This window comes from uncultured Rossellomorea sp., assembly GCF_947488365.1.
In the GTDB taxonomy this organism is placed as follows: domain Bacteria; phylum Bacillota; class Bacilli; order Bacillales; family Bacillaceae_B; genus Rossellomorea.
The window spans coordinates 685,694-704,057 of record NZ_CANKZT010000001.1 but is presented as its reverse complement, the minus strand read 5'-3'; the positions used below and the strand labels follow the sequence as shown (position 1 = coordinate 704,057).

Annotated in this window: 20 protein-coding genes and 1 riboswitch; of the genes, 13 read left to right on the top strand and 7 right to left on the bottom strand. The window is 40.7% G+C overall.

The window, feature by feature from the left end; genetic code table 11:
• Positions 1-3: 3 nt before the first annotated feature.
• The 3 genes from Q1B03_RS03795 to Q1B03_RS22135 all read right to left on the bottom strand — a co-directional run bounded on the left by Q1B03_RS03795 (position 4) and on the right by Q1B03_RS22135 (position 1,169).
• Positions 4-243, bottom strand: coding sequence for a hypothetical protein (locus Q1B03_RS03795; RefSeq protein ID WP_299738372.1), 240 nt, complete (start codon positions 241-243; stop codon positions 4-6).
• Positions 244-347: 104 nt separating this feature from the next.
• Positions 348-566 (bottom strand): zinc ribbon domain-containing protein, encoded by a 219-nt coding sequence (locus tag Q1B03_RS22140; protein ID WP_366141277.1) that lies wholly within the window; start codon positions 564-566, stop codon positions 348-350.
• A 315-nt stretch (positions 567-881) separates the two neighbouring features.
• The gene (locus Q1B03_RS22135) at positions 882-1,169 is read right to left on the bottom strand and encodes a cytochrome c biogenesis protein CcdA (RefSeq protein WP_366141271.1); all 288 of its coding nucleotides are present in this window, start codon (positions 1,167-1,169) and stop codon (positions 882-884) included.
• 594 nt (positions 1,170-1,763) lie between these two features.
• Between Q1B03_RS22135 and comGA the strand changes: the two genes are divergently transcribed.
• The 8 genes from comGA to Q1B03_RS03755 all read left to right on the top strand — a co-directional run bounded on the left by comGA (position 1,764) and on the right by Q1B03_RS03755 (position 6,501).
• Positions 1,764-2,804: a competence type IV pilus ATPase ComGA gene (comGA, locus tag Q1B03_RS03790; RefSeq protein ID WP_299738370.1), complete on the top strand. Its 1,041-nt coding sequence runs from the start codon at positions 1,764-1,766 to the stop codon at positions 2,802-2,804.
• Positions 2,788-3,810, top strand: coding sequence for a competence type IV pilus assembly protein ComGB (gene comGB / locus Q1B03_RS03785; RefSeq protein WP_299738368.1), 1,023 nt, complete (start codon positions 2,788-2,790; stop codon positions 3,808-3,810). The genes comGA and comGB overlap by 17 nt, the downstream gene beginning before the upstream one ends.
• Positions 3,811-3,925: 115 nt before the next feature.
• Positions 3,926-4,231, top strand: a complete 306-nt coding sequence (gene comGC, locus Q1B03_RS03780) for a competence type IV pilus major pilin ComGC (RefSeq protein WP_299738365.1) — start codon at positions 3,926-3,928, stop codon at positions 4,229-4,231.
• On the top strand, positions 4,231-4,671 hold the full coding sequence (gene comGD, locus Q1B03_RS03775; RefSeq protein WP_299738363.1) for a competence type IV pilus minor pilin ComGD: 441 nt from the start codon (positions 4,231-4,233) through the stop codon (positions 4,669-4,671). Before comGC ends, comGD begins: the two co-directional genes overlap by 1 nt.
• Complete coding sequence (locus Q1B03_RS03770) at positions 4,655-4,981, top strand: hypothetical protein (protein WP_299738361.1); 327 nt, start codon at positions 4,655-4,657, stop codon at positions 4,979-4,981. The genes comGD and Q1B03_RS03770 overlap by 17 nt, the downstream gene beginning before the upstream one ends.
• Positions 4,908-5,411: a competence type IV pilus minor pilin ComGF gene (gene comGF, locus Q1B03_RS03765; RefSeq protein WP_299738359.1), complete on the top strand. Its 504-nt coding sequence runs from the start codon at positions 4,908-4,910 to the stop codon at positions 5,409-5,411. The genes Q1B03_RS03770 and comGF overlap by 74 nt, the downstream gene beginning before the upstream one ends.
• Positions 5,412-5,763: 352 nt before the next feature.
• Positions 5,764-6,273: a shikimate kinase gene (locus Q1B03_RS03760; RefSeq protein ID WP_299738356.1), complete on the top strand. Its 510-nt coding sequence runs from the start codon at positions 5,764-5,766 to the stop codon at positions 6,271-6,273.
• Between the two features lie 48 nt (positions 6,274-6,321).
• Entirely contained in the window at positions 6,322-6,501 is a 180-nt protein-coding gene (locus Q1B03_RS03755; protein WP_044340022.1) for a YqzE family protein, read from the top strand.
• A gap of 82 nt (positions 6,502-6,583) precedes the next feature.
• Here Q1B03_RS03755 and Q1B03_RS03750 read toward each other — a convergent pair whose 3' ends face one another.
• Together Q1B03_RS03750 and Q1B03_RS03745 are read right to left on the bottom strand one after the other, a co-directional pair.
• On the bottom strand, positions 6,584-7,375 hold the full coding sequence (locus Q1B03_RS03750) for a YqhG family protein (RefSeq protein ID WP_299738352.1): 792 nt from the start codon (positions 7,373-7,375) through the stop codon (positions 6,584-6,586).
• The gene (locus Q1B03_RS03745; RefSeq protein WP_299738350.1) at positions 7,344-9,044 is read right to left on the bottom strand and encodes a DEAD/DEAH box helicase; all 1,701 of its coding nucleotides are present in this window, start codon (positions 9,042-9,044) and stop codon (positions 7,344-7,346) included. Before Q1B03_RS03745 ends, Q1B03_RS03750 begins: the two co-directional genes overlap by 32 nt.
• 174 nt (positions 9,045-9,218) lie before the next feature.
• A riboswitch (glycine riboswitch) is annotated at positions 9,219-9,310 on the top strand.
• A 179-nt stretch (positions 9,311-9,489) separates the two neighbouring features.
• Here Q1B03_RS03745 and gcvT point away from each other — a divergent pair.
• From gcvT to gcvPB, 3 genes are read left to right on the top strand one after another with little or no spacing between them, the layout of a single operon-like run.
• Positions 9,490-10,596 carry a glycine cleavage system aminomethyltransferase GcvT gene (gcvT, locus tag Q1B03_RS03740; RefSeq protein ID WP_299738348.1) on the top strand — a complete coding sequence of 369 codons (1,107 nt, stop codon included), beginning with the start codon at positions 9,490-9,492 and terminating at the stop codon, positions 10,594-10,596.
• A gap of 16 nt (positions 10,597-10,612) precedes the next feature.
• Positions 10,613-11,959 carry an aminomethyl-transferring glycine dehydrogenase subunit GcvPA gene (gcvPA, locus tag Q1B03_RS03735; protein ID WP_299738346.1) on the top strand — a complete coding sequence of 449 codons (1,347 nt, stop codon included), beginning with the start codon at positions 10,613-10,615 and terminating at the stop codon, positions 11,957-11,959.
• Positions 11,952-13,415, top strand: coding sequence for an aminomethyl-transferring glycine dehydrogenase subunit GcvPB (gene gcvPB / locus Q1B03_RS03730; RefSeq protein WP_299738345.1), 1,464 nt, complete (start codon positions 11,952-11,954; stop codon positions 13,413-13,415). The genes gcvPA and gcvPB overlap by 8 nt, the downstream gene beginning before the upstream one ends.
• 192 nt (positions 13,416-13,607) lie before the next feature.
• Here the strand turns inward: gcvPB and Q1B03_RS03725 are convergent, their stop codons facing one another.
• Both Q1B03_RS03725 and Q1B03_RS03720 read right to left on the bottom strand, forming a co-directional pair.
• On the bottom strand, positions 13,608-13,844 hold the full coding sequence (locus Q1B03_RS03725) for a hypothetical protein (protein WP_299738344.1): 237 nt from the start codon (positions 13,842-13,844) through the stop codon (positions 13,608-13,610).
• Between the two features lie 64 nt (positions 13,845-13,908).
• The gene (locus tag Q1B03_RS03720) at positions 13,909-14,292 is read right to left on the bottom strand and encodes a rhodanese-like domain-containing protein (protein ID WP_044340028.1); all 384 of its coding nucleotides are present in this window, start codon (positions 14,290-14,292) and stop codon (positions 13,909-13,911) included.
• Between the two features lie 212 nt (positions 14,293-14,504).
• Here Q1B03_RS03720 and Q1B03_RS03715 point away from each other — a divergent pair, with 212 nt between their 5' ends.
• Positions 14,505-15,341, top strand: coding sequence for a biotin/lipoate A/B protein ligase family protein (locus Q1B03_RS03715; protein WP_299738342.1), 837 nt, complete (start codon positions 14,505-14,507; stop codon positions 15,339-15,341).
• A 350-nt stretch (positions 15,342-15,691) separates the two neighbouring features.
• Entirely contained in the window at positions 15,692-18,262 is a 2,571-nt protein-coding gene (locus Q1B03_RS03710; RefSeq protein WP_299738340.1) for a vitamin B12-dependent ribonucleotide reductase, read from the top strand.
• The last annotated feature ends 102 nt before the right edge of the window (positions 18,263-18,364 follow it).

Below are 18,364 nucleotides of genomic sequence, written 5' to 3'. Positions count from 1 at the left end.
CGTTTAAAACTGATCACTAACTCGATCAACCACAATCTTTTTAGTGAACATTTGAAGCAACTTTTTCTTCTCTAGGGCATCAAGTTTGTACCAGTTTGATTTAATGTCTAGGAGAGTTTCTGAAAGATCCTCTGTGTTCATTTTTTCTCCGGCTGGTTGAAGAGAAGAGAGCTGCTTATTTACATCCGCTTCTTTAGAATTTTCCTCTTCCATACGAACAGAAAAATCTTCATCACTAATCATTTCGTTAACCCACGCATATTGCCACTTTTTCTTCCGTTTATCAATTTCATTTATTCTTTATTTAATAAGTTCATTCTATCTTGGCTATCATCAATCTCATCTTCTTAAGTAACGTCATCAACAATGTGGGGGGGGATATTTAATGAGTTTAGATACTTAATGAACTGAGTCTCTATATAACGTTCTGCCATAGATCGTTGATTACATGCTCCAACAACTTTTCTGTTGCAGATATAGCCTTGAGAACGATATTCTTTATTTGCTCTTTTCGAATAACCGTGTTTACCTGATAGAGGAGATCCACAGCGTGCACATTTTGCTATTCCAGAAAAAATAAATTTACTTGTAGCTGACCTTGGATGTGATGTACTTCTGGGATTATTTAACTGAAGGATATGGTTTTCCGACCATCGTAAGAAAATTAAAAGTGGACGAAGCTTATCAATTTGAAGTGGAAAATTCGAAGGGGAAAACTTTCTTTGTTACAGCCAATAAAAAATCAGCCTCAACTTAGGGGCTGATTTTTCTATTAACTTAATAGGTCCTTGAAGATAATATTGAATATTTTTCTCTATATAGCAAAATAAACCATCTTATCGAAATAAAGCATAAACCCAATAATAATCATCACATATCCATCAATTTTCATGAGGATGGTGGAATACTTCAAAAACATTCTTACTTTCCCCTATAAACAATTCCATTATTATAAATGGAATACAGGAACCGAGAGAATATGCAGTAATATTTAGGAAGGTTTGTGTTGGATTTACCATATTAGCGTACATAATAGAACCAAAGATGGGGCCAACGCATGGCGTCCACCCAGCTGCGAAAAAAATACCTACTAATAAGGAATTTAAGTAATGTAGTATTTCTTTTATTATATTGAAATCTAAATTCTCTAAGCATGAACTTTGGGACAAAAAGTCCAGTTAGAAAAAGTACCATAAAGACTAAAAATACACCGCCTAGCATCCTGATTAAATCTTTATAATCTGTAAGAATAGTTCCAATCTTACTAAAGGAAAAATCTAATACATAATATATAAGGATGATATTAACAAGAAATTAGATAAAATTATTGAATTGCTTGAAAAGGAATCTAAATAAACATTAGCTATTTTGATGCTCTATATCTATGGAGCATTTTTTTTGTCACTTTTGAACGTTTTGAGTGAAAAGCGACCTATATAGAGGATATTAATCTCATGCCCTTTCGAAATAATCTCATTTTCGAATTAGAAAATCATTACCATTAAAGCGTGCCACAGTGTATTTGTAGTGTATTAATCTAATGCAGCAAATTTTAATACATGGTCCTATTATTTTCACTGGTCACTTGGTAATTTCTGCGATGCATAAAGAATTTTTACCTATGAATAAATAAGTATATGGTAAGAAAAATTTTTGAAAGAAAAAAGAAGGATTTCGTAAATTGATGTCGTATATCTTTAGTTAGGAAAACAGAAAGGTGGTGCAAATTTATTTTTCACTCAGTAGAATCCCTATCGGAAGCAATGATTGGAGAAGCTTTCAGCAGTGAAGCAACAGATATTCATTTAATACCCAGAACCAAAGATTACTTGATTCAATTCAGGAAGCTGGGAGCATTGGTTCCATTCCAGACCATTGACTCAGATCAGGCAGAACGATTAATTGCCCATTTAAAGTTCATGGCCTCCATGGACATTGGAGAAAAGCGAAAACCTCAAAGTGGATCCTTCAGCCTTACCGTCCGAAACACACCCCTATCTCTCAGAATTTCTACCTTACCAACGACTCATTTAAAAGAAAGTCTCGTCATTCGAATACTCCCTCAAAAATATCAAATACCAATTGAAAAAATGTCACTATATCCTTCCTCGGCAAAAAAATTACTTGCTCTTCTGATGTATTCCCATGGTCTCATTTTGTTCACAGGACCGACTGGCAGTGGGAAAACAACGACTTTGTATTCCCTTGTTCATCATTGTTCGGCAGCCTTGAACCGTAATGTGATCACACTGGAAGATCCCGTGGAGAAGATGCATGAGGATATGGTGCAGATACAAGTGAATGAAAAAGCCGGGATAACGTATTCCACCGGCTTGAAAGCGATTTTACGGCACGACCCGGATATTATCATGGTGGGGGAGATCCGGGATCGGGAAACGGCGGAGATTGCAATAAGGGCGAGCTTAACAGGTCACTTGGTAATTTCTACGATGCATACGAGAGATGCAAAAGGGGCGATCTATCGTTTAATGGAATTAGGAATTGAGTGGCATGACATTGAACAGACACTGCTGGCCGTTTCAGCCCAGAGATTGCTAAAGTTAGTATGTCCGCTTTGCAAAGCAGAGTGTGGTGGGAAATGCCATCGAGGAAAAAATCTGCACATGGCATCGGTATATGAAATTGTAACTGGAAGTGCTTTGAAGGAGGTGCTGAAAGAGGCGAAAGGTGAAAGAGCACAACATCAGTACCACACACTTCAGACGCTAATCAATAAGGGGGTGGCACTAGGATTTGTTTCAGAACTTGAATATAGGAAATGGGTTCATGAAGAAAAGCGATGATCAAGGTAAGTTCCTTAAAAGACTGGGAGACCTTCTTCAAAAGGGGTATAGCTTTTCGGAAGCCATCGATTTTCTCTTGCTCCCTAAAGAAAAGAATACGATCAAATTAAAAAAGAGAATGATTGGATCACTGCAAAAAGGAGAGTCCATCTCCTCAGTCATCAACAAGCAGCTTAACATCCCGGGTAACGTCAGTGCACAAATTTATTTCGCCGAGCATCATGGTGAAATGGGCCCTACTCTATCAGAAGCGGGAAACTATCTTATAAAAAGAAGGAAAAACCAGCAAAAAATACAACAGATCATTCAGTATCCTTTAATGCTTATCATCGTCGCTATTTTAATGATGGTCTTACTTCGAAAGGTGCTATTTCCAAGATTTCAATCTTTGTATACTTCTATAGGATACGAACCTTCAGCGAATCTTAAGTACCTCTTACACTTCATCGAAAGCTTCCCGGTGATTTTTAGTACATTTTTACTATCACTCTTTTTCTGCACCATATTATTCTTCCTGTTCAAACAAAGAATCTCTCCTATTAAAATCTCAGTCATCCTATGCAAAATTCCGTATCTGTCAAATTATTTAAGGCTTGGTCACTCACACTTTTTTGCCAGGGAATTAAGCTTTCTTCTCACCAGTGGAGTATCCATCACTGAGTCACTGCTCATCATTGAAAGTCAATCCTTCCGACCAACATTACAATACATTTCAAAAAAATTGATGAAAGGATTAAAAGAAGGGAAGCCATTTCATGAATGCTTCTCATCGCTCCCGTTTTTTCAAAAAGAGTTATCCATCGTTGTCCACCACGGGCAATCCAATGGACGGTTGTCAGAAGAACTGCGACTTTATAGCGAGATATGTTTTCAAGAATTAGAGGAGAATACCAATGCTTTGCTTAAATATATCCAGCCGATGATCTTTACTTTTGTAGGTCTATTCATCATGGCAATCTACTTCTCCATTATGATGCCGTTATTTCAGATGATGCAGGGGATTTAGAAAATATCTAGAAAGTGCCAATACCTCCGAGGCCAGCGCTCACCAGCAAATTAATGCAAATGCATTGTTCACATTCACACCAGTAACACATACCCAAAACTCAAGGAGGAATATCATGCTCAAAAATGAAAAAGGTTTCACCCTGATCGAGATGATGATTGTATTGTTAGTCATATCTGTTTTGCTTTTTATTACGATTCCCAACGTCACCAACCAAAGCAGTTCGATTAACTCCAAAGGCTGCGAGGCATTCGTTCACATGGTGGAAGGTCAGGTTGAAGCCTACAAAATGGATGGGAATTCACTACCGGTCACCATAGATATGCTTGTCACAGATGGGTATTTAAATGAAGATTATAAAGCCTGCCCCGACGGTAGTGCCATCACCATTGATGCTGAAGGGAAGGTGACCTCTAATTAATGAAGAATATAACGGGGGAAGCGGGTTATACCCTCATTGAGATGCTTGTCGTCTTATTGATTTTCACGACCCTTCTCTCATGGGTCAGCTTTTCCATCCTTCCCATGAAAGGACATAATGAAAAGGACCTCTTCCTTTCCCAGCTTCGATCAGACCTCTATCAGATCCAAAGCTACAGCATCAGTCATCAAGTTCCCATTATTTTATCCTTTTACCCCTTATCGAATAAATACGTTGCGAAAACGATCACGAGACAGACGGTTGTCTCGAGAGAACTTTCAACTTCCATTCACATATCGTCAAACAGCTTGGAAGACATCACTTTCTTTCCCAATGGGAATACGAACCGATTCGGCAAGGTGAATTTTATGATGGGGGATACAATCCTTCAACTCATGTTTCAAATTGGACAAGGGAGATTTTATGTACAAGAATTCTAAAGGCTTTTCACTTCCGGAAACCCTGGTTGCTTTCAGTTGTATACTCATGATTGCCGGTATGTTCATTCCGTTTCTCATTCACTATGCTTCTCAACTAAAGGGACTGCAATATGAAGTAGAGGCGTTGAAGTTTCTTGAAGAAGGGGTGGAGAAGGCAATCGTCAGTCACGAGTATGTGGATCATTCAAGAATATATAGAGGAGTCAGGTATGAGCTTGATTGGAAAGGGGGAGGGAATGAAGAAGCGTGTGTTCATTATCAAAAAAGAGATATCGGGCCTAATGAAGTATGTATCTCCATGGGTGAATAATAAAGGATATACATTAATCGAGTCTCTGTTAAGCTTTACAATATTTTGCATGATTTCACTATGCATTCCTCTCATCATGAATGGTTTTTCTACTATTAAGAATGATTTGGTCCCTCCACATTATTATGAATGGAATCTATTCAATGAAAGCTTGAGGTATGAATTATGGAGAGGCGAAAGTGTTGAGATCACTCCCGATAAGATCTCTTTTATGGTGAATGGTGAATCCATTTCGTATGAAAAGTATAATCAATCGCTTCGGAGGAGGGTAAATAATCGAGGGCATGAAGTCGTTCTACAGGCAGTGGATTCATTTAGCTTTGCTTCCATTATCCAGGGAGTGCATCTGGATTTGGAGTTTGTGGGTGGAGAAAGAGTGGAGGGGGAATTCTTTTATTTTTCTACCCAACAAGGGGAAGGAATGCCTTAACAATAAGGGATTTATATTGCCCTATACTTTAGTGCTTCTGATGATTGTTTTATCTATTGGGTTTGCTGCAAAGGATCTTTTTATAAGTAAGTACCTATACTTGACCAATATGAAAAACATTTATGAAAGAAACGTGAGTGTGTCCCATGCGATATTGTTGGAGATGGAAAGTGGGGTACTTACTTCCAAACAGTTGAAAGGTGAGTATGGTGAAATTCTGACCCGCAGCGAGTCGATAAACCCGGATGAAATACAATTGGAAGTGACTTTCAAATGCGATGAGAAGGTTTTTCTTCCAACGACGGTTGTGTATAATAGGGAAACAAAACATATTATAAGTTGGGAGTAGAATATGAGACCAATTTTCTTCATTGGATTTATGGGAGTGGGAAAAACAACGATCGGAAAACGTCTTGGGGAAGAACTGGATCTTCCGGTCATTGATATGGACAGTTACATTGAGAATAAAGAAAAAAAGCCTATCAAAGAGATCTTTAATCAGCATGGAGAAAAATATTTCAGGGATCTTGAAAGCGAGGTACTTCTTGAGTTAGCCAACGAACAAGCGATTATCACTACGGGTGGCGGAGTGGTTGAAAGGGAAGAGAACCGGGAGATCTTACGTAAACAGGACTTTGTGTTCCACCTGACTTGTCCTTTTGCTTCATTATGGTCCCGTTTAGAAGGGGATGAGAATCGTCCACTCGTGCAAACTAATTCCAAGGAACGTTTATCGAGTTTATTCAATCGCCGCTTACCATTATATGATAGTGGAAGTTCCATAACCATTCATACAGACAATAAAACCGTAGAAGAGGTTATTCAAGACATACTGCCCCATCTAGGGGACGAAGCTGAATAAATTACTTATTTGCAGGGCATACTGATAAAAGCGGGAGGTGGGGCTTTTATGTCAGTGAATGATTATGTTAAATTCATAACACAAACATTTGTCCAACATTATGAAAAATCACCTCATGAACGTAAAAGTATAAAGAAGCAACGGAAGAATGAGCGAGAACCATTCCTATTTCGCTGGTTCGGGATCATCCCATATGCTTTCATGATCATGTTTAAGAAAAACAAATAGTGTGGATAAGGCTACCTTATTGGTAGTCTTTTTGTATGGAGTTAAACGGAGTAAGCGTCTGAAGCACCTACTCCGTTTACCGTTAATTGTTGTTACGTAAATAAAAAATCCCGCCATTGATAATATCAATGGAAATCTTAGGTTCATACTGTTCTTTTAATGCTTGTTGTTCCAAGAAATAGGATTCGGGTTTTTCCTCTTGATCTCCATAAAAGTGATTCAATAATTGTAAATCTTCCTCCCACGTTTTTCGTGCCTGCTCAGCCCATTCAACGGGTTCTTTTTTGATTTCTTCATACAAAAACGTTTGAATTCGGTTCACCCCACTTTTCGGCTTGATGATCGGTGTTAGAGTGAAAGAGAAATCAGGAATCTTGGGAGTCAAGTTTCTGGACATCAATGACGAATGAAAGTTTTCTTGAATGACTCCATTGATCAGGTTTAATCCGATGCTTCGTATGCTGTCTTTTTTACGATTGGATTGATACGATATTTTGATGTTCAGCCCGAGCCACGGATGAAGTGGGATTTGTTGACCACTTGGTGTGTGCCGGTTTTCATATAAACGTATATATCCTGCTAGATTTCGTGTTGAATGAAAGATTTGGTGTAACCTGGGGGAACCGAAGTGAATAGGTTCTCCTTTTAATTCTTCAGGTGCTTTATCTGGATTCGTAATAAGGGATAATGTCATGGGATTTGGGACACCTCCCGTTTTCTCAAGGTAGTGCCAGTAGAATGGACGGTTCATCAGCTCCTTATCCAATTCAATCGTAAGCTGGACGGTCATATGACCATCTCCGTTCGCAACCAGGTCACATCCATTAGCCACGAAGTATCTCTCAAGAAATCGATGTATTTCGTGCTGCTGCATTTGATTTCTCCTCCTTTAATTGTTCAGCAAATTGAATCATACTCGTTAAATTCTCCATTTTAATCTTCATTTCTCCTTCTGATCGGGACGAAGAGAGAATATCGGTTACGTGTTCTTCGAAGTCGCGGAAATCCAGGCGTGTCAGGATTTCATCCAATTGCCCGATCACTCGTTCAAAGAGATTAATTTTTTCATAAAGAAGTTTTAAGATATGTTCTTCTACAGTATTTTTAGTAGCGAAATTGTAGATGTGAACATCCTCTGTTTGTCCGAGCCGGTGTACACGTCCGATTCGCTGCTCTAATCTCATAGGATTCCAAGGCAAGTCAAAGTTGATTACGTGATGACAGAATTGAAGGTTGATTCCTTCTCCGCCGGCTTCTGTGGCAATCAACACCTGGGCATGCTTCTGGAAGAGTTCACGCATCCAGTCCTTTTTCCCCCGCTTGAATCCACCCCGAAACGGTACGGAGCTTATTCCATGCTGTTTTAAGAACCATTGAAGATAGAGCTGTGTCGCCCGGTACTCTGTAAAAATAATCACTTTATCATTGATCGATTGGATGATTTCCAATGCTTTCTGAGCCTTGGAGTTCATTGTCACGTTTTCTACTTTTTTCATAAGTGTACCAATTGTATTTTCAAAAGCTGCTGTCGAGTTCTCCTTCTTTTCCAGCATGTTTTTAAGGGTATAAAATACTGCTTCACGTGAGCTGCATGCTTCTCTTTGAAGTGTCAATAGAGAGAAGGAGCTTGAATTAGCCCACTCATCATAGTCCCCCTTGAGCAAATCGATGCTGTTATATAAATCTCTTTCAGCTTCGTTAAAATCAATTAAAACTGTCTTAACGTGACGTTTCGTCCATTCTATACCCGTATCGCTCCGTCTATTACGAATCATCACTTTGTTAATGAGACTCTTTAAATGTTCATCCTCTTGAAGAGTACGGTCCCCTTTTTTATATCTGTCAGAAAACCCGGATTCATTTCCGAGATGTCCAGGCTTAAGGAGGGAAACTAGATGGAAAATCTCTTCAACACGATTTTGGATTGGTGTGGCCGTCAGCAATAAGCAGAATTTCTTTTTTAAGTTCTGGACAAATTCATAGTTTTTTGTTTTATGATTTTTTAGTTTGTGAGCTTCATCGATAATCACCAAATCATAGTCCTGTTCATACACCTTCTCTCGATGAGGGCTCCTCTTAGCCGTATCCATGGAAGAGACGACAATATCGCACTGATCCCATACGTAACTTTTTCGTTGCGGAACAGCCGGGATGAAAAACTTACTGTTCAATTCATAGGCCCATTGAGAGACCAGGGATGCAGGAACCAATATTAATACTTTCTTCACTAATCCCCTAATCATGTATTCTTTCAATATCAATCCGGCTTCGATGGTCTTGCCTAATCCGACCTCATCTGCAAGGATCGCTTTGCCGTTCATCGTTTCGACAACCTGCTTTGCTGCTTCAAGCTGATGGGGGAGTGGAGTGACATTTGCCAAATGTTTTGGAGCTTGCAGGCCTTCAAAGTTCGGAATTGCAAGATGATGTTCAAATTCGATGGCCAGCTTATAAAGCTCCCAATTTCCCCATGGGCCATCGTTATCAATTAAATTCTCGAGACCCTCGCCCCATTCTTCATCAAATAAAACCTCAACATTCATCTGAAAAACATCTCCTTAATTCTAATAAAAATGATTGCTCAATCCTCGTATTTAATGGTAGGATGAAAATAGATTTTCTAATGTTAAAAAAACTCGAAAATCCGAACATTCACATTTACAACATTTCTTCTGTATATTTCTAGTATGACCAAATGTTTCAAGGAATATTGGCGAATGATAACAAGGGGAGAGACTGTGCATACAGCGCCGAAGGAGCAAGCACTTTTAAGTGTGAATCTCTCAGGCAAAAAGACTCTTGTTGGACGCAACTCTGGAGAGTGTTTCCTTAACGGAAACCACCAAAGGGGAAAGCCGTTCTTCGGTAAACTTTCAGGTGCAAGGACAGAGAAAACTTCTTTATGAAAAGGGGTTTTTCTGTCCTTTTTTCATGGGATAAAACTTGGTTAAGGATTATGCATGTAAGGAAGATAAAGGGGGAAAAGTCATGTCAGAGTTAAAACAAACACCTTTATACGAAGTGTACAAAGAGTATGGAGGAAAGACCATCGACTTCGGTGGCTGGGCTTTACCAGTGCAATTCTCAAGTATTAAAGAAGAACATGAAGCGGTACGATCCCGGGCTGGACTATTCGACGTTTCTCATATGGGAGAAATTGAAGTGAAGGGTGAAGGGGCTCTTGACTACTTACAAAAAATGATGACAAACGATGTCTCCAAAGTAAAAGACGGAGGGGCTCAGTATACGGCTATGTGCTACGAAAACGGTGGGACGGTCGATGACTTATTAGTTTATAAAATAAAAGATAATGATTATTTGCTCGTTGTTAATGCAGCAAATATAGATAAAGATTTTCAGTGGTTGAAAGAACATGAAGTAGATGGCGTAGAAATCAATAACATCTCTGAACATATGGCGCAATTGGCACTTCAAGGTCCACTTGCCGAACAAGTTTTACAATTACTTACAAACGAACATTCACTAAGCGATATCGGATTTTTTAAATTCCAAACCGAAGTGAATATTGATGATAGACTTGCACTTGTTTCACGTACCGGTTACACAGGGGAAGACGGATTTGAGATCTACTGTGATGCTGGTGATGCGGCTGCGATCTGGAAAGCTATCCTGGAAGCAGGAAAGGACCATGGGGTGCTACCATGCGGACTAGGTGCACGTGATACATTGCGTTTTGAAGCCAATCTTGCACTTTACGGACAAGAATTATCTCAATCCATCACGCCGATCGAAGCGGGGATCGGATTCGCCGTAAAGGTGAATAAAGAGGTTCCATTTATCGGTCAGGAAGTGCTGAAACAGCAAAAGGAAGAAGGGGCTTCAAGAAAAATCGTCGGGATTGAAATGATCGATCGCGGAATTCCCCGTCATGGCTATAAAGTATATTCCGGTGAAGAAGAAATAGGGGAAGTCACAACCGGTACGCAATCACCGACATTAAAGAAAAATGTAGGATTAGCATTACTTGATAAAGAGTTTACTTCTTTAGATACAGAAGTACTGGTTGAAATCAGAGGGAAAAAGTTAAAAGCCAAAGTGGTATCGACACCATTCTATAAAAGACCAAAGAAATAGGGGAGGAATGACGGTCATGAAGCATCGTTATTTACCGATGACAGAGCAAGATCAAAGGGAAATGTTAGACAGCATAGGAGTAGACAGCGTTAACGATCTATTTGAAGATATTCCTGAGAAGGTTCGTTTCAAAGGGGATTACAAAATCAAAGAAGCGAAGTCAGAAACGGAATTGGTAAAAGAACTGACCAAATTGGCAGCGAAGAATGCTGACTTGAAAAGTCACACGTCCTTTTTAGGGGCAGGAGTATACGACCACTACATGCCAATCATCGTGGATCATGTATTATCACGTTCAGAGTTCTATACTGCCTATACTCCTTACCAGCCGGAAATCTCACAAGGGGAACTTCAAGCTATCTTTGAATTTCAAACGATGATTTGTGAGCTGACTGGCATGGATGTAGCCAATTCTTCCATGTACGATGGAGGAACGGCACTAGCAGAAGCAGCTATGCTGAGCGCAGGTCAGACCCGCCGTAAAAAGGTATTGGTTTCAAGTACCGTACATCCGGAATCACGTGATGTTTTACGATCTTATGCAAAAGGTCAATATATCGAAGTGGTGGAAATCCCGCACAATAATGGTGTAACGGACGTGGAAGAACTTAAGAAATTAATGAGCAATGAAATTGCAGCGGTAATCGTTCAATATCCTAACTTCTTCGGCCGGGTGGAAGAACTAAAAGCGATCGAAGAAGTGACTCATGCTGAAAAAGCGATGTTCGTGGTTTCCTCAAACCCACTTGCACTAGGTGCACTTACACCTCCTGGACAATTAGGTGCAGATATCGTCATTGGTGATGCACAGCCATTTGGCATTCCAAGTGCCTTTGGTGGACCTCACTGTGGATACTTTGCCGTGAACAAGAAGCTTATGCGTAAAGTACCGGGCCGTCTTGTTGGTCAAACCGTTGATGAAGATGGAATCCGTGGATTCGTTCTGACTCTTCAAGCGCGTGAGCAGCATATCCGTCGTGATAAAGCAACGTCGAATATTTGTTCAAACCAGGCATTAAATGCACTCGCAGCATCTGTGGCCATGACAGCACTTGGAAAACAGGGCGTCAAAGAGATGGCACTTCAAAATATCCAAAAAACACATTATGCAAAAGAAGCCTTTAAAGCAAAAGGATTCTCCATTGCATTTGAAGGTCCAACATTCAATGAGTTTGTCGTTAAGGTAAATATGCCTGTCAAAGAAATCAATCAAAAGCTTCTAGGAAAAGAAATGATTGGTGGATACGATCTTGGACTAGTGGATGACAGCTTGGCACAGCACATGCTGGTGGCTGTTACTGAACTTCGCAGCAAAGAAGAAATCGACGCATTCGTAGCAGAACTGGGGGATTGTCATGAATAAGCAAGATCAACCTCTTATTTTTGAATTATCTAAAGAAGGCCGTGTCGGCTATAGCTTACCTGAATTAGATGTACCACAGGTGGAATTATCGGATCTCATTCCATCAGATTATATCCGTTCGGAAGAACCAGAGCTTCCAGAGGTATCTGAACTGGATATCATGCGTCATTATACAGCATTATCAAAACGTAATCATGGTGTGGATTCCGGTTTTTATCCTTTAGGGTCCTGTACGATGAAGTACAATCCAAAGGTGAATGAAAACGTTGCACGACTGAATGGATTTGCCCATATCAATCCGCTACAAGAAGCAGAAAGTGTTCAAGGCGCGCTTGAACTTATGTATGATCTTCAAGAGCATTTGAAAGAGATCACAGGTATGGATGAGGTGACCCTGCAGCCTGCAGCAGGAGCTCATGGAGAGTGGACCGGTCTTATGATGATCCGTGCTTACCATGAAGCAAATGGTGACACTCACCGTACGAAGGTCATCGTACCGGATTCAGCTCATGGAACGAACCCTGCCAGTGCCACTGTAGCAGGTTTCGAAACAGTAACGGTTAAATCAAACGAGAATGGATTAGTTGATTTGGAAGATCTGAAGCGTGTAGTAGGAGATGATACTGCAGCCCTGATGCTGACCAATCCGAACACTCTTGGTTTATTTGAAGAAAACATTCTGGAAATGGCTGCAATCATTCATGAAGCAGGCGGTAAGCTGTATTATGATGGTGCCAATCTAAATGCAGTATTATCAAAAGCCAGACCTGGGGACATGGGATTTGATGTCGTGCATTTAAATCTTCATAAGACGTTTACGGGCCCTCACGGAGGCGGTGGTCCTGGAAGCGGTCCTGTCGGAGTGAAGGAAGACTTGATTAAATACCTTCCAAAACCGGTCCTGGTGAAAAATGGCGAAAAGTTCGAATTCGATTACAACCGTCCTGATTCAATTGGCCGTGTAAAACCATACTATGGGAACTTTGGTATCAACGTTCGTGCCTATACGTACATCAGAACGATGGGGCCGGACGGACTGAGAGCCGTTACAGAAAACGCAGTCCTGAATGCAAATTACATGATGCGCAGACTGGCTCCTCACTTCGACCTTCCATACGATCGTCATTGTAAGCATGAATTTGTCATCAGTGGAAAACGTCAGAAGAAGCTTGGCGTCCGTACATTGGATATTGCGAAGCGACTACTCGACTTCGGATATCATCCGCCTACGATTTACTTCCCATTAAATGTGGAAGAATGCATGATGATTGAACCAACGGAAACAGAATCGAAAGAAACCCTAGATTCCTTTATAGATGCAATGATCCAAATTGCTAAAGAAGCAGAAGAAACACCGGAAATCGTCCAAGAAGCACCTCATACGACCATCGTCAAACGTATGGACGAAACTCTCGCAGCAAGAAAACCAATACTGCGTTATACAAAAGAAAGCTAAAAGATGTAAAACTGGAAATCCCCGCAGCGGTTCGCTGCGGGGATTTTCTGAGGGACGGACCTTCATTGAAAGAGAAATGGGGCGGAGGTGATTGTGGTGTTATCTCCTGTAATTCAAGTGAAAAAGACGTGATTTGGCCGTTTAAAGGGACTATTAGCATAGTAAGACAAGTAATTAAGCAGATATGGTGGATCACTCAGCAAAATAGGCGCGGAATTCGGTCGTGGTGGTCGATAATCCAGCCAAAGTGAAAGGGAATCCAGCCGATTTGGTCGATAATCCGGCAGAAATGAACAGGAATCCAGCCGTTTTGGTTGATAATCCAGCCGAAATGAACAGGAATCCAGCAGTTTTCAGCAAAAATCCAGCCGAATTACAAATAATCCCATTTGTTGATGGGATTCTACATACTACCACTAGATCCATCAACGCAATCCATCCGACTACTCCCACCGATCAAAAAAAGGATTGCCTCTAAGGCAATCCTTTCACATTATTTTTTATGTTTTACTTTACCTGTCCACTTTTTAAAGCCGCCCTGCAATTGGTGAAGATCTCGGTATCCTTTGCGGTGAAGCATTTGAGCTGCTCGTCCGCTGCGGAGTCCGCTTTGGCAATAAAGGTAAACGGGTTGATCGGCACGGATTTCCTTTTGTCTCATTTTTATTTGAGATAGGGGGATATTTCGTGCGCCAAGTACGTGACCGTTTTCAAATTCATTCGCTTCACGAACATCTATCAATTGAGCTTTACGATATCCTGCTCGAAATTCTTCTTCAGTCAATGTATTCACAATTCTCTTTTGATAGAAGAACGTAAAGAGTGAATAAACAATGATTCCACCAAGTACGACTAAAAGAATATATAATCCTTCCATCATTCATGCTCCTTTCTACAAATGCGCTATCTTCTATTATATTCATGAAAGCTCCGAGAATCAAAACAAATTTATTATTTTATAGCAAACACTTTCCAATCTGTTTTTCTTTGTTTTTTCGATTGGATTTGATAGACTAGTAACGGACTTGAATGAAGTTGAAGGATTACATAATAAAATATCAAAGAGAAGACGTAAATGAGGTATGATGCATGAAAAAGGAAACATGGAGATTCATTGACTCAGGGAATTGTTCCCCTTCTTATAATATGGCCCTTGATGAGGCGCTACTCGATTGGCATAGTGAAGGGAAGATTCCTCCGACGATTCGTTTTTACGGTTGGGATCCCGCGACACTATCGATTGGCTACTTCCAAAAGGTAGAAAAGGAAATCAATCTTGAAGCCGTTAAGGAGCACGGACTCGGATTCGTCAGAAGACCGACTGGAGGCAGGGGGGTTCTGCATGAACATGAATTGACGTACAGCGTCATTGTTTCAGAAGATCATCCTGAAATGCCTAAAACAGTAACGGAAGCGTATCGTGTCATCTCGGAAGGAATTCTAAAGGGATTTCAGGGCCTGGGCCTTGAAGCCTACTTTGCTGTTCCGAAAACAGCAGAAGAGAGGGAAGGATTAAAAAATCCACGTTCAGCTGTTTGTTTTGATGCACCCAGCTGGTATGAACTGGTGGTAGAAGGAAGGAAAGTGGCAGGCAGTGCCCAGACGCGTCAAAAGGGCGTCATCCTCCAGCACGGCTCTATCCTCCTGGATCTTGACGAAGATAAATTGTTTAGTCTGTTTAATTATCCATCTGACAGGGTAAAAGAGCGTATGCAGCGAGCTTTTAAAAACAAGGCCGTTGCGATGAACGAAATCAGTTCTGAAACGGTCACCATGGACATGGCCAAGGAAGCGTTCAAAAAAGGTTTTGAAGAAGGACTGAATATCCACCTGGAACCATATGAACTTTCTGAAGAGGAAACACAATATGTTGTGGACCTTGCCGAAACCCGGTACGAATCAGATGATTGGAATTTTAAACGATAAAATTTTTTTGTAGAAAAAAAGCGATGCTTGTCGCTTTTTTCCTATTTTACCAACTATTACGCGACTTGGATTTATATCAAGTTCTAAATTAATAGAAATGGTCGGAGTATTATATGATTTTCTATTGTTTCCTCCTGTTTTCTATTTTTATTGGCTTATTATCCGTTTGACAAACAAATGACCTATTGACCCGAAACACAATATATGGTGTGTCGAATAATTTTTTGCACACTATATGTTGTGTTTATTTATTGCTTTTCTAATAGAGCTATGATATCGTATTATTTGATATTACACATCAAAGTAAATAACAAACAAATGAAAGATTTGAGATAGAAGGAGTTGTCTTTATGACTGTTGCGTCGAAAAACACAATGAAATTAAACATCGAAAGATTAAATCAGGATATCGGATTATTTCCTCAAGTACATCCCATTACACCGGATATGAATACTACACACAAAGGTGTATCCCGTCTTGTCATGATTGATCGTTATTCTTTCAAAGACACGGAAAAAATCACCCTTTCTGAAGGAGACTTTGTAGTCCTCACCATCAAAGAAGATCCTAAATTCCCTGCAAGAGGGTTAGGTTACATCACAAGCATCGATTGGGAAACGAAGAAAGCAGATGTTTGGATCGAAGAAGAGTACAGAAGTGCCATAGACAAACCTGAAGAAATGGAAACGGGTATCGTTTCTAGAACACTGGATGTAATTGAAAAACCTCTCGAAGTCTACTACGAACAAATTGCAAAGCGTAACGCAACAGGCTTAGCAGAAGTGGAAGAAACTCCTGAAAAGAGACAAGTTTGGTTTGAGAAGTTCTATCATGAATTGGTGAACCTGCATTTTGTTCCTGCTGGTCGAGTGCTTTATGGAGCGGGTGCCGGAACGGATGTTACGTACTTTAACTGTTACGTGATGCCTTTCGTACAGGATTCACGTGAAGGGATTTCAGAACATCGCAAGCAGGTAATGGAGATCATGAGCCGAGGCGGGGGAGTAGGAACGAATGGATCGACGCTTCGTCCGCGCAATACCCTTGCAAAAGGTGTGAACGGTAAATCCTCCGGTTCGGTTTCCTGGCTGGATGACATCGCCAAATTGACTCATTTGGTTGAGCAGGGCGGTTCAAGACGCGGGGCACAAATGATCATGTTATCAGATTGGCATCCCGATATTATCGAATTCATCATTTCTAAAATGCAAAACCCGCGTATTCTGCGTTATCTCCTTGAGAATACAGAAGATGAAACCATTAAAAAAGCGGCACAGGATAAATTGAAATTCACCCCTCTGACGGAACAAGAGGAAGCGATGTATCAAGGAATCCTGAACTATAGACAAATCCCCGGGTATGGTGGGTTTGATGCGAAGATCCTTAAGAATGCAGAAGAAAAGCTGCGTACAGGCGGAACATATAGCGTCCATAATTCAGAGTTTCTGACAGGTGCCAATATTTCTGTTTGTTTAACAAGCGACTTTATGGAAGCTGTGGAAAACGATCGTGAGTATGAACTCCGCTTCCCGGATGTTGAAAGTTACAATGAAGAGCAAATGAAATACTACAATGAAGAATGGCACAATGTCGGTGACGTCCGAGAGTGGGAAAAGCTTGGATACAAAGTCCGTACCTACCGTAAGATCAAAGCGAAAGAGCTTTGGAATCTTATCAATGTTTGTGCAACGTATTCAGCTGAGCCTGGAATCTTCTTTATTGATAACGCGAATGATATGACGAATGCGAAAGCTTATGGTCAAAAGGTAGTTGCTACCAACCCATGTGGTGAACAGCCTCTTGCTCCTTATTCAGTGTGTAATCTGGCAGCCGTGAATCTGGCTCAGTTTGCCAATAAAGAGACGAAAACCGTTGATTTCGAAAAGTTGAAGCGTACCGTTGAAGTGGGTGTTCGCATGCAGGATAATGTCATTGATGCGACTCCGTACTTCCTGGATGAAAACAAAAAGCAGGCCCTTGGTGAGCGACGTGTTGGCCTTGGGGTTATGGGGCTTGCAGACTTGTTGATCTATTGTGAAAAAGAATACGGTTCAGAAGAAGGTAACCAGCTGGTTGATGAGGTGTTCGAAGCCATCGCAACAACCGCTTATCGTGCATCCGTTGAATTATCCAAGGAAAAGGGAAGCTTCCCATTCCTTACTGGAAGTACCGACGAAGAAACGAAGGCTTTACGAAAAGCGTTTGTGGAAACAGGTTTCATGAAGAAAATGCCTGAGGATGTACGGGATGACATTCAACACTACGGGATTCGAAACTCTCATCTGTTAACCGTTGCTCCAACAGGTTCAACAGGTACGATGGTTGGTGTATCTACAGGTCTCGAGCCATACTTCTCCTTCACATATTACAGAAGCGGCCGTCTTGGTAAGTTTATTGAAGTAAAAGCGGATATTGTAGAGGATTACTTAAAGAGAAATCCGGAAGCAGATGCTGACAATCTTCCAGAATGGTTTGTATCTTCCATGAGCCTGGCGCCACAAGCACATGCTGATGTTCAATGTGTCATCCAGAATTGGATTGACAGCTCCATTTCGAAAACCGTTAATGCCCCTCGTGGTTATACGGTTGAGCAAGTAGAAAAAGTGTATGAGCGTCTTTATAAAGGTGGAGCAAAAGGCGGTACGGTGTACGTTGATGGAAGCCGTGATTCGCAAGTTCTTACCCTCAAAGCAGAAGAAAACAGCTTTGATGACGAGCATGAAGCAGAACAAAAAGAGATTCCTACAACTAAAAAGCCGATCGTGTTACTCGATACGATTCAAGACGTGCGTTCAACAGACGTTACCATTGGTTCTGAAGTTGGAAATACGTGTCCTGTCTGCCGTAAAGGAACGGTAAAAGATATGGGCGGCTGCAATACTTGTACCAACTGCGGTGCTCAACTGAAGTGCGGTTTATAATAATAAAGATAGATAGGAGGGGACTGGTTCCCCTCCTATTTTTTTAGTCTAAAATCCTTCTTTGTGAATTAAAGATGTAGTAAGAGAAAAAGAAGGAGTGGA

Bases quoted from the DNA above. Each gene is read 5' to 3' on its own strand.
- Q1B03_RS03795 (WP_299738372.1), bottom strand. From the start codon at position 243: ATGATTAGTGATGAAGATTTTTCTGTTCGTATGGAAGAGGAAAATTCT.
- comGA (WP_299738370.1), top strand. From the start codon at position 1,764: ATGATTGGAGAAGCTTTCAGCAGTGAAGCAACAGATATTCATTTAATA.
- comGB (WP_299738368.1), top strand. From the start codon at position 2,788: ATGAAGAAAAGCGATGATCAAGGTAAGTTCCTTAAAAGACTGGGAGAC.
- comGC (WP_299738365.1), top strand. From the start codon at position 3,926: ATGCTCAAAAATGAAAAAGGTTTCACCCTGATCGAGATGATGATTGTA.
- comGD (WP_299738363.1), top strand. From the start codon at position 4,231: ATGAAGAATATAACGGGGGAAGCGGGTTATACCCTCATTGAGATGCTT.
- Q1B03_RS03770 (WP_299738361.1), top strand. From the start codon at position 4,655: ATGTACAAGAATTCTAAAGGCTTTTCACTTCCGGAAACCCTGGTTGCT.
- comGF (WP_299738359.1), top strand. From the start codon at position 4,908: ATGAAGAAGCGTGTGTTCATTATCAAAAAAGAGATATCGGGCCTAATG.
- Q1B03_RS03760 (WP_299738356.1), top strand. From the start codon at position 5,764: ATGAGACCAATTTTCTTCATTGGATTTATGGGAGTGGGAAAAACAACG.
- Q1B03_RS03755 (WP_044340022.1), top strand. From the start codon at position 6,322: ATGTCAGTGAATGATTATGTTAAATTCATAACACAAACATTTGTCCAA.
- Q1B03_RS03750 (WP_299738352.1), bottom strand. From the start codon at position 7,375: ATGCAGCAGCACGAAATACATCGATTTCTTGAGAGATACTTCGTGGCT.
- Q1B03_RS03745 (WP_299738350.1), bottom strand. From the start codon at position 9,044: ATGAATGTTGAGGTTTTATTTGATGAAGAATGGGGCGAGGGTCTCGAG.
- gcvT (WP_299738348.1), top strand. From the start codon at position 9,490: ATGTCAGAGTTAAAACAAACACCTTTATACGAAGTGTACAAAGAGTAT.
- gcvPA (WP_299738346.1), top strand. From the start codon at position 10,613: ATGAAGCATCGTTATTTACCGATGACAGAGCAAGATCAAAGGGAAATG.
- gcvPB (WP_299738345.1), top strand. From the start codon at position 11,952: ATGAATAAGCAAGATCAACCTCTTATTTTTGAATTATCTAAAGAAGGC.
- Q1B03_RS03720 (WP_044340028.1), bottom strand. From the start codon at position 14,292: ATGGAAGGATTATATATTCTTTTAGTCGTACTTGGTGGAATCATTGTT.
- Q1B03_RS03715 (WP_299738342.1), top strand. From the start codon at position 14,505: ATGAAAAAGGAAACATGGAGATTCATTGACTCAGGGAATTGTTCCCCT.
- Q1B03_RS03710 (WP_299738340.1), top strand. From the start codon at position 15,692: ATGACTGTTGCGTCGAAAAACACAATGAAATTAAACATCGAAAGATTA.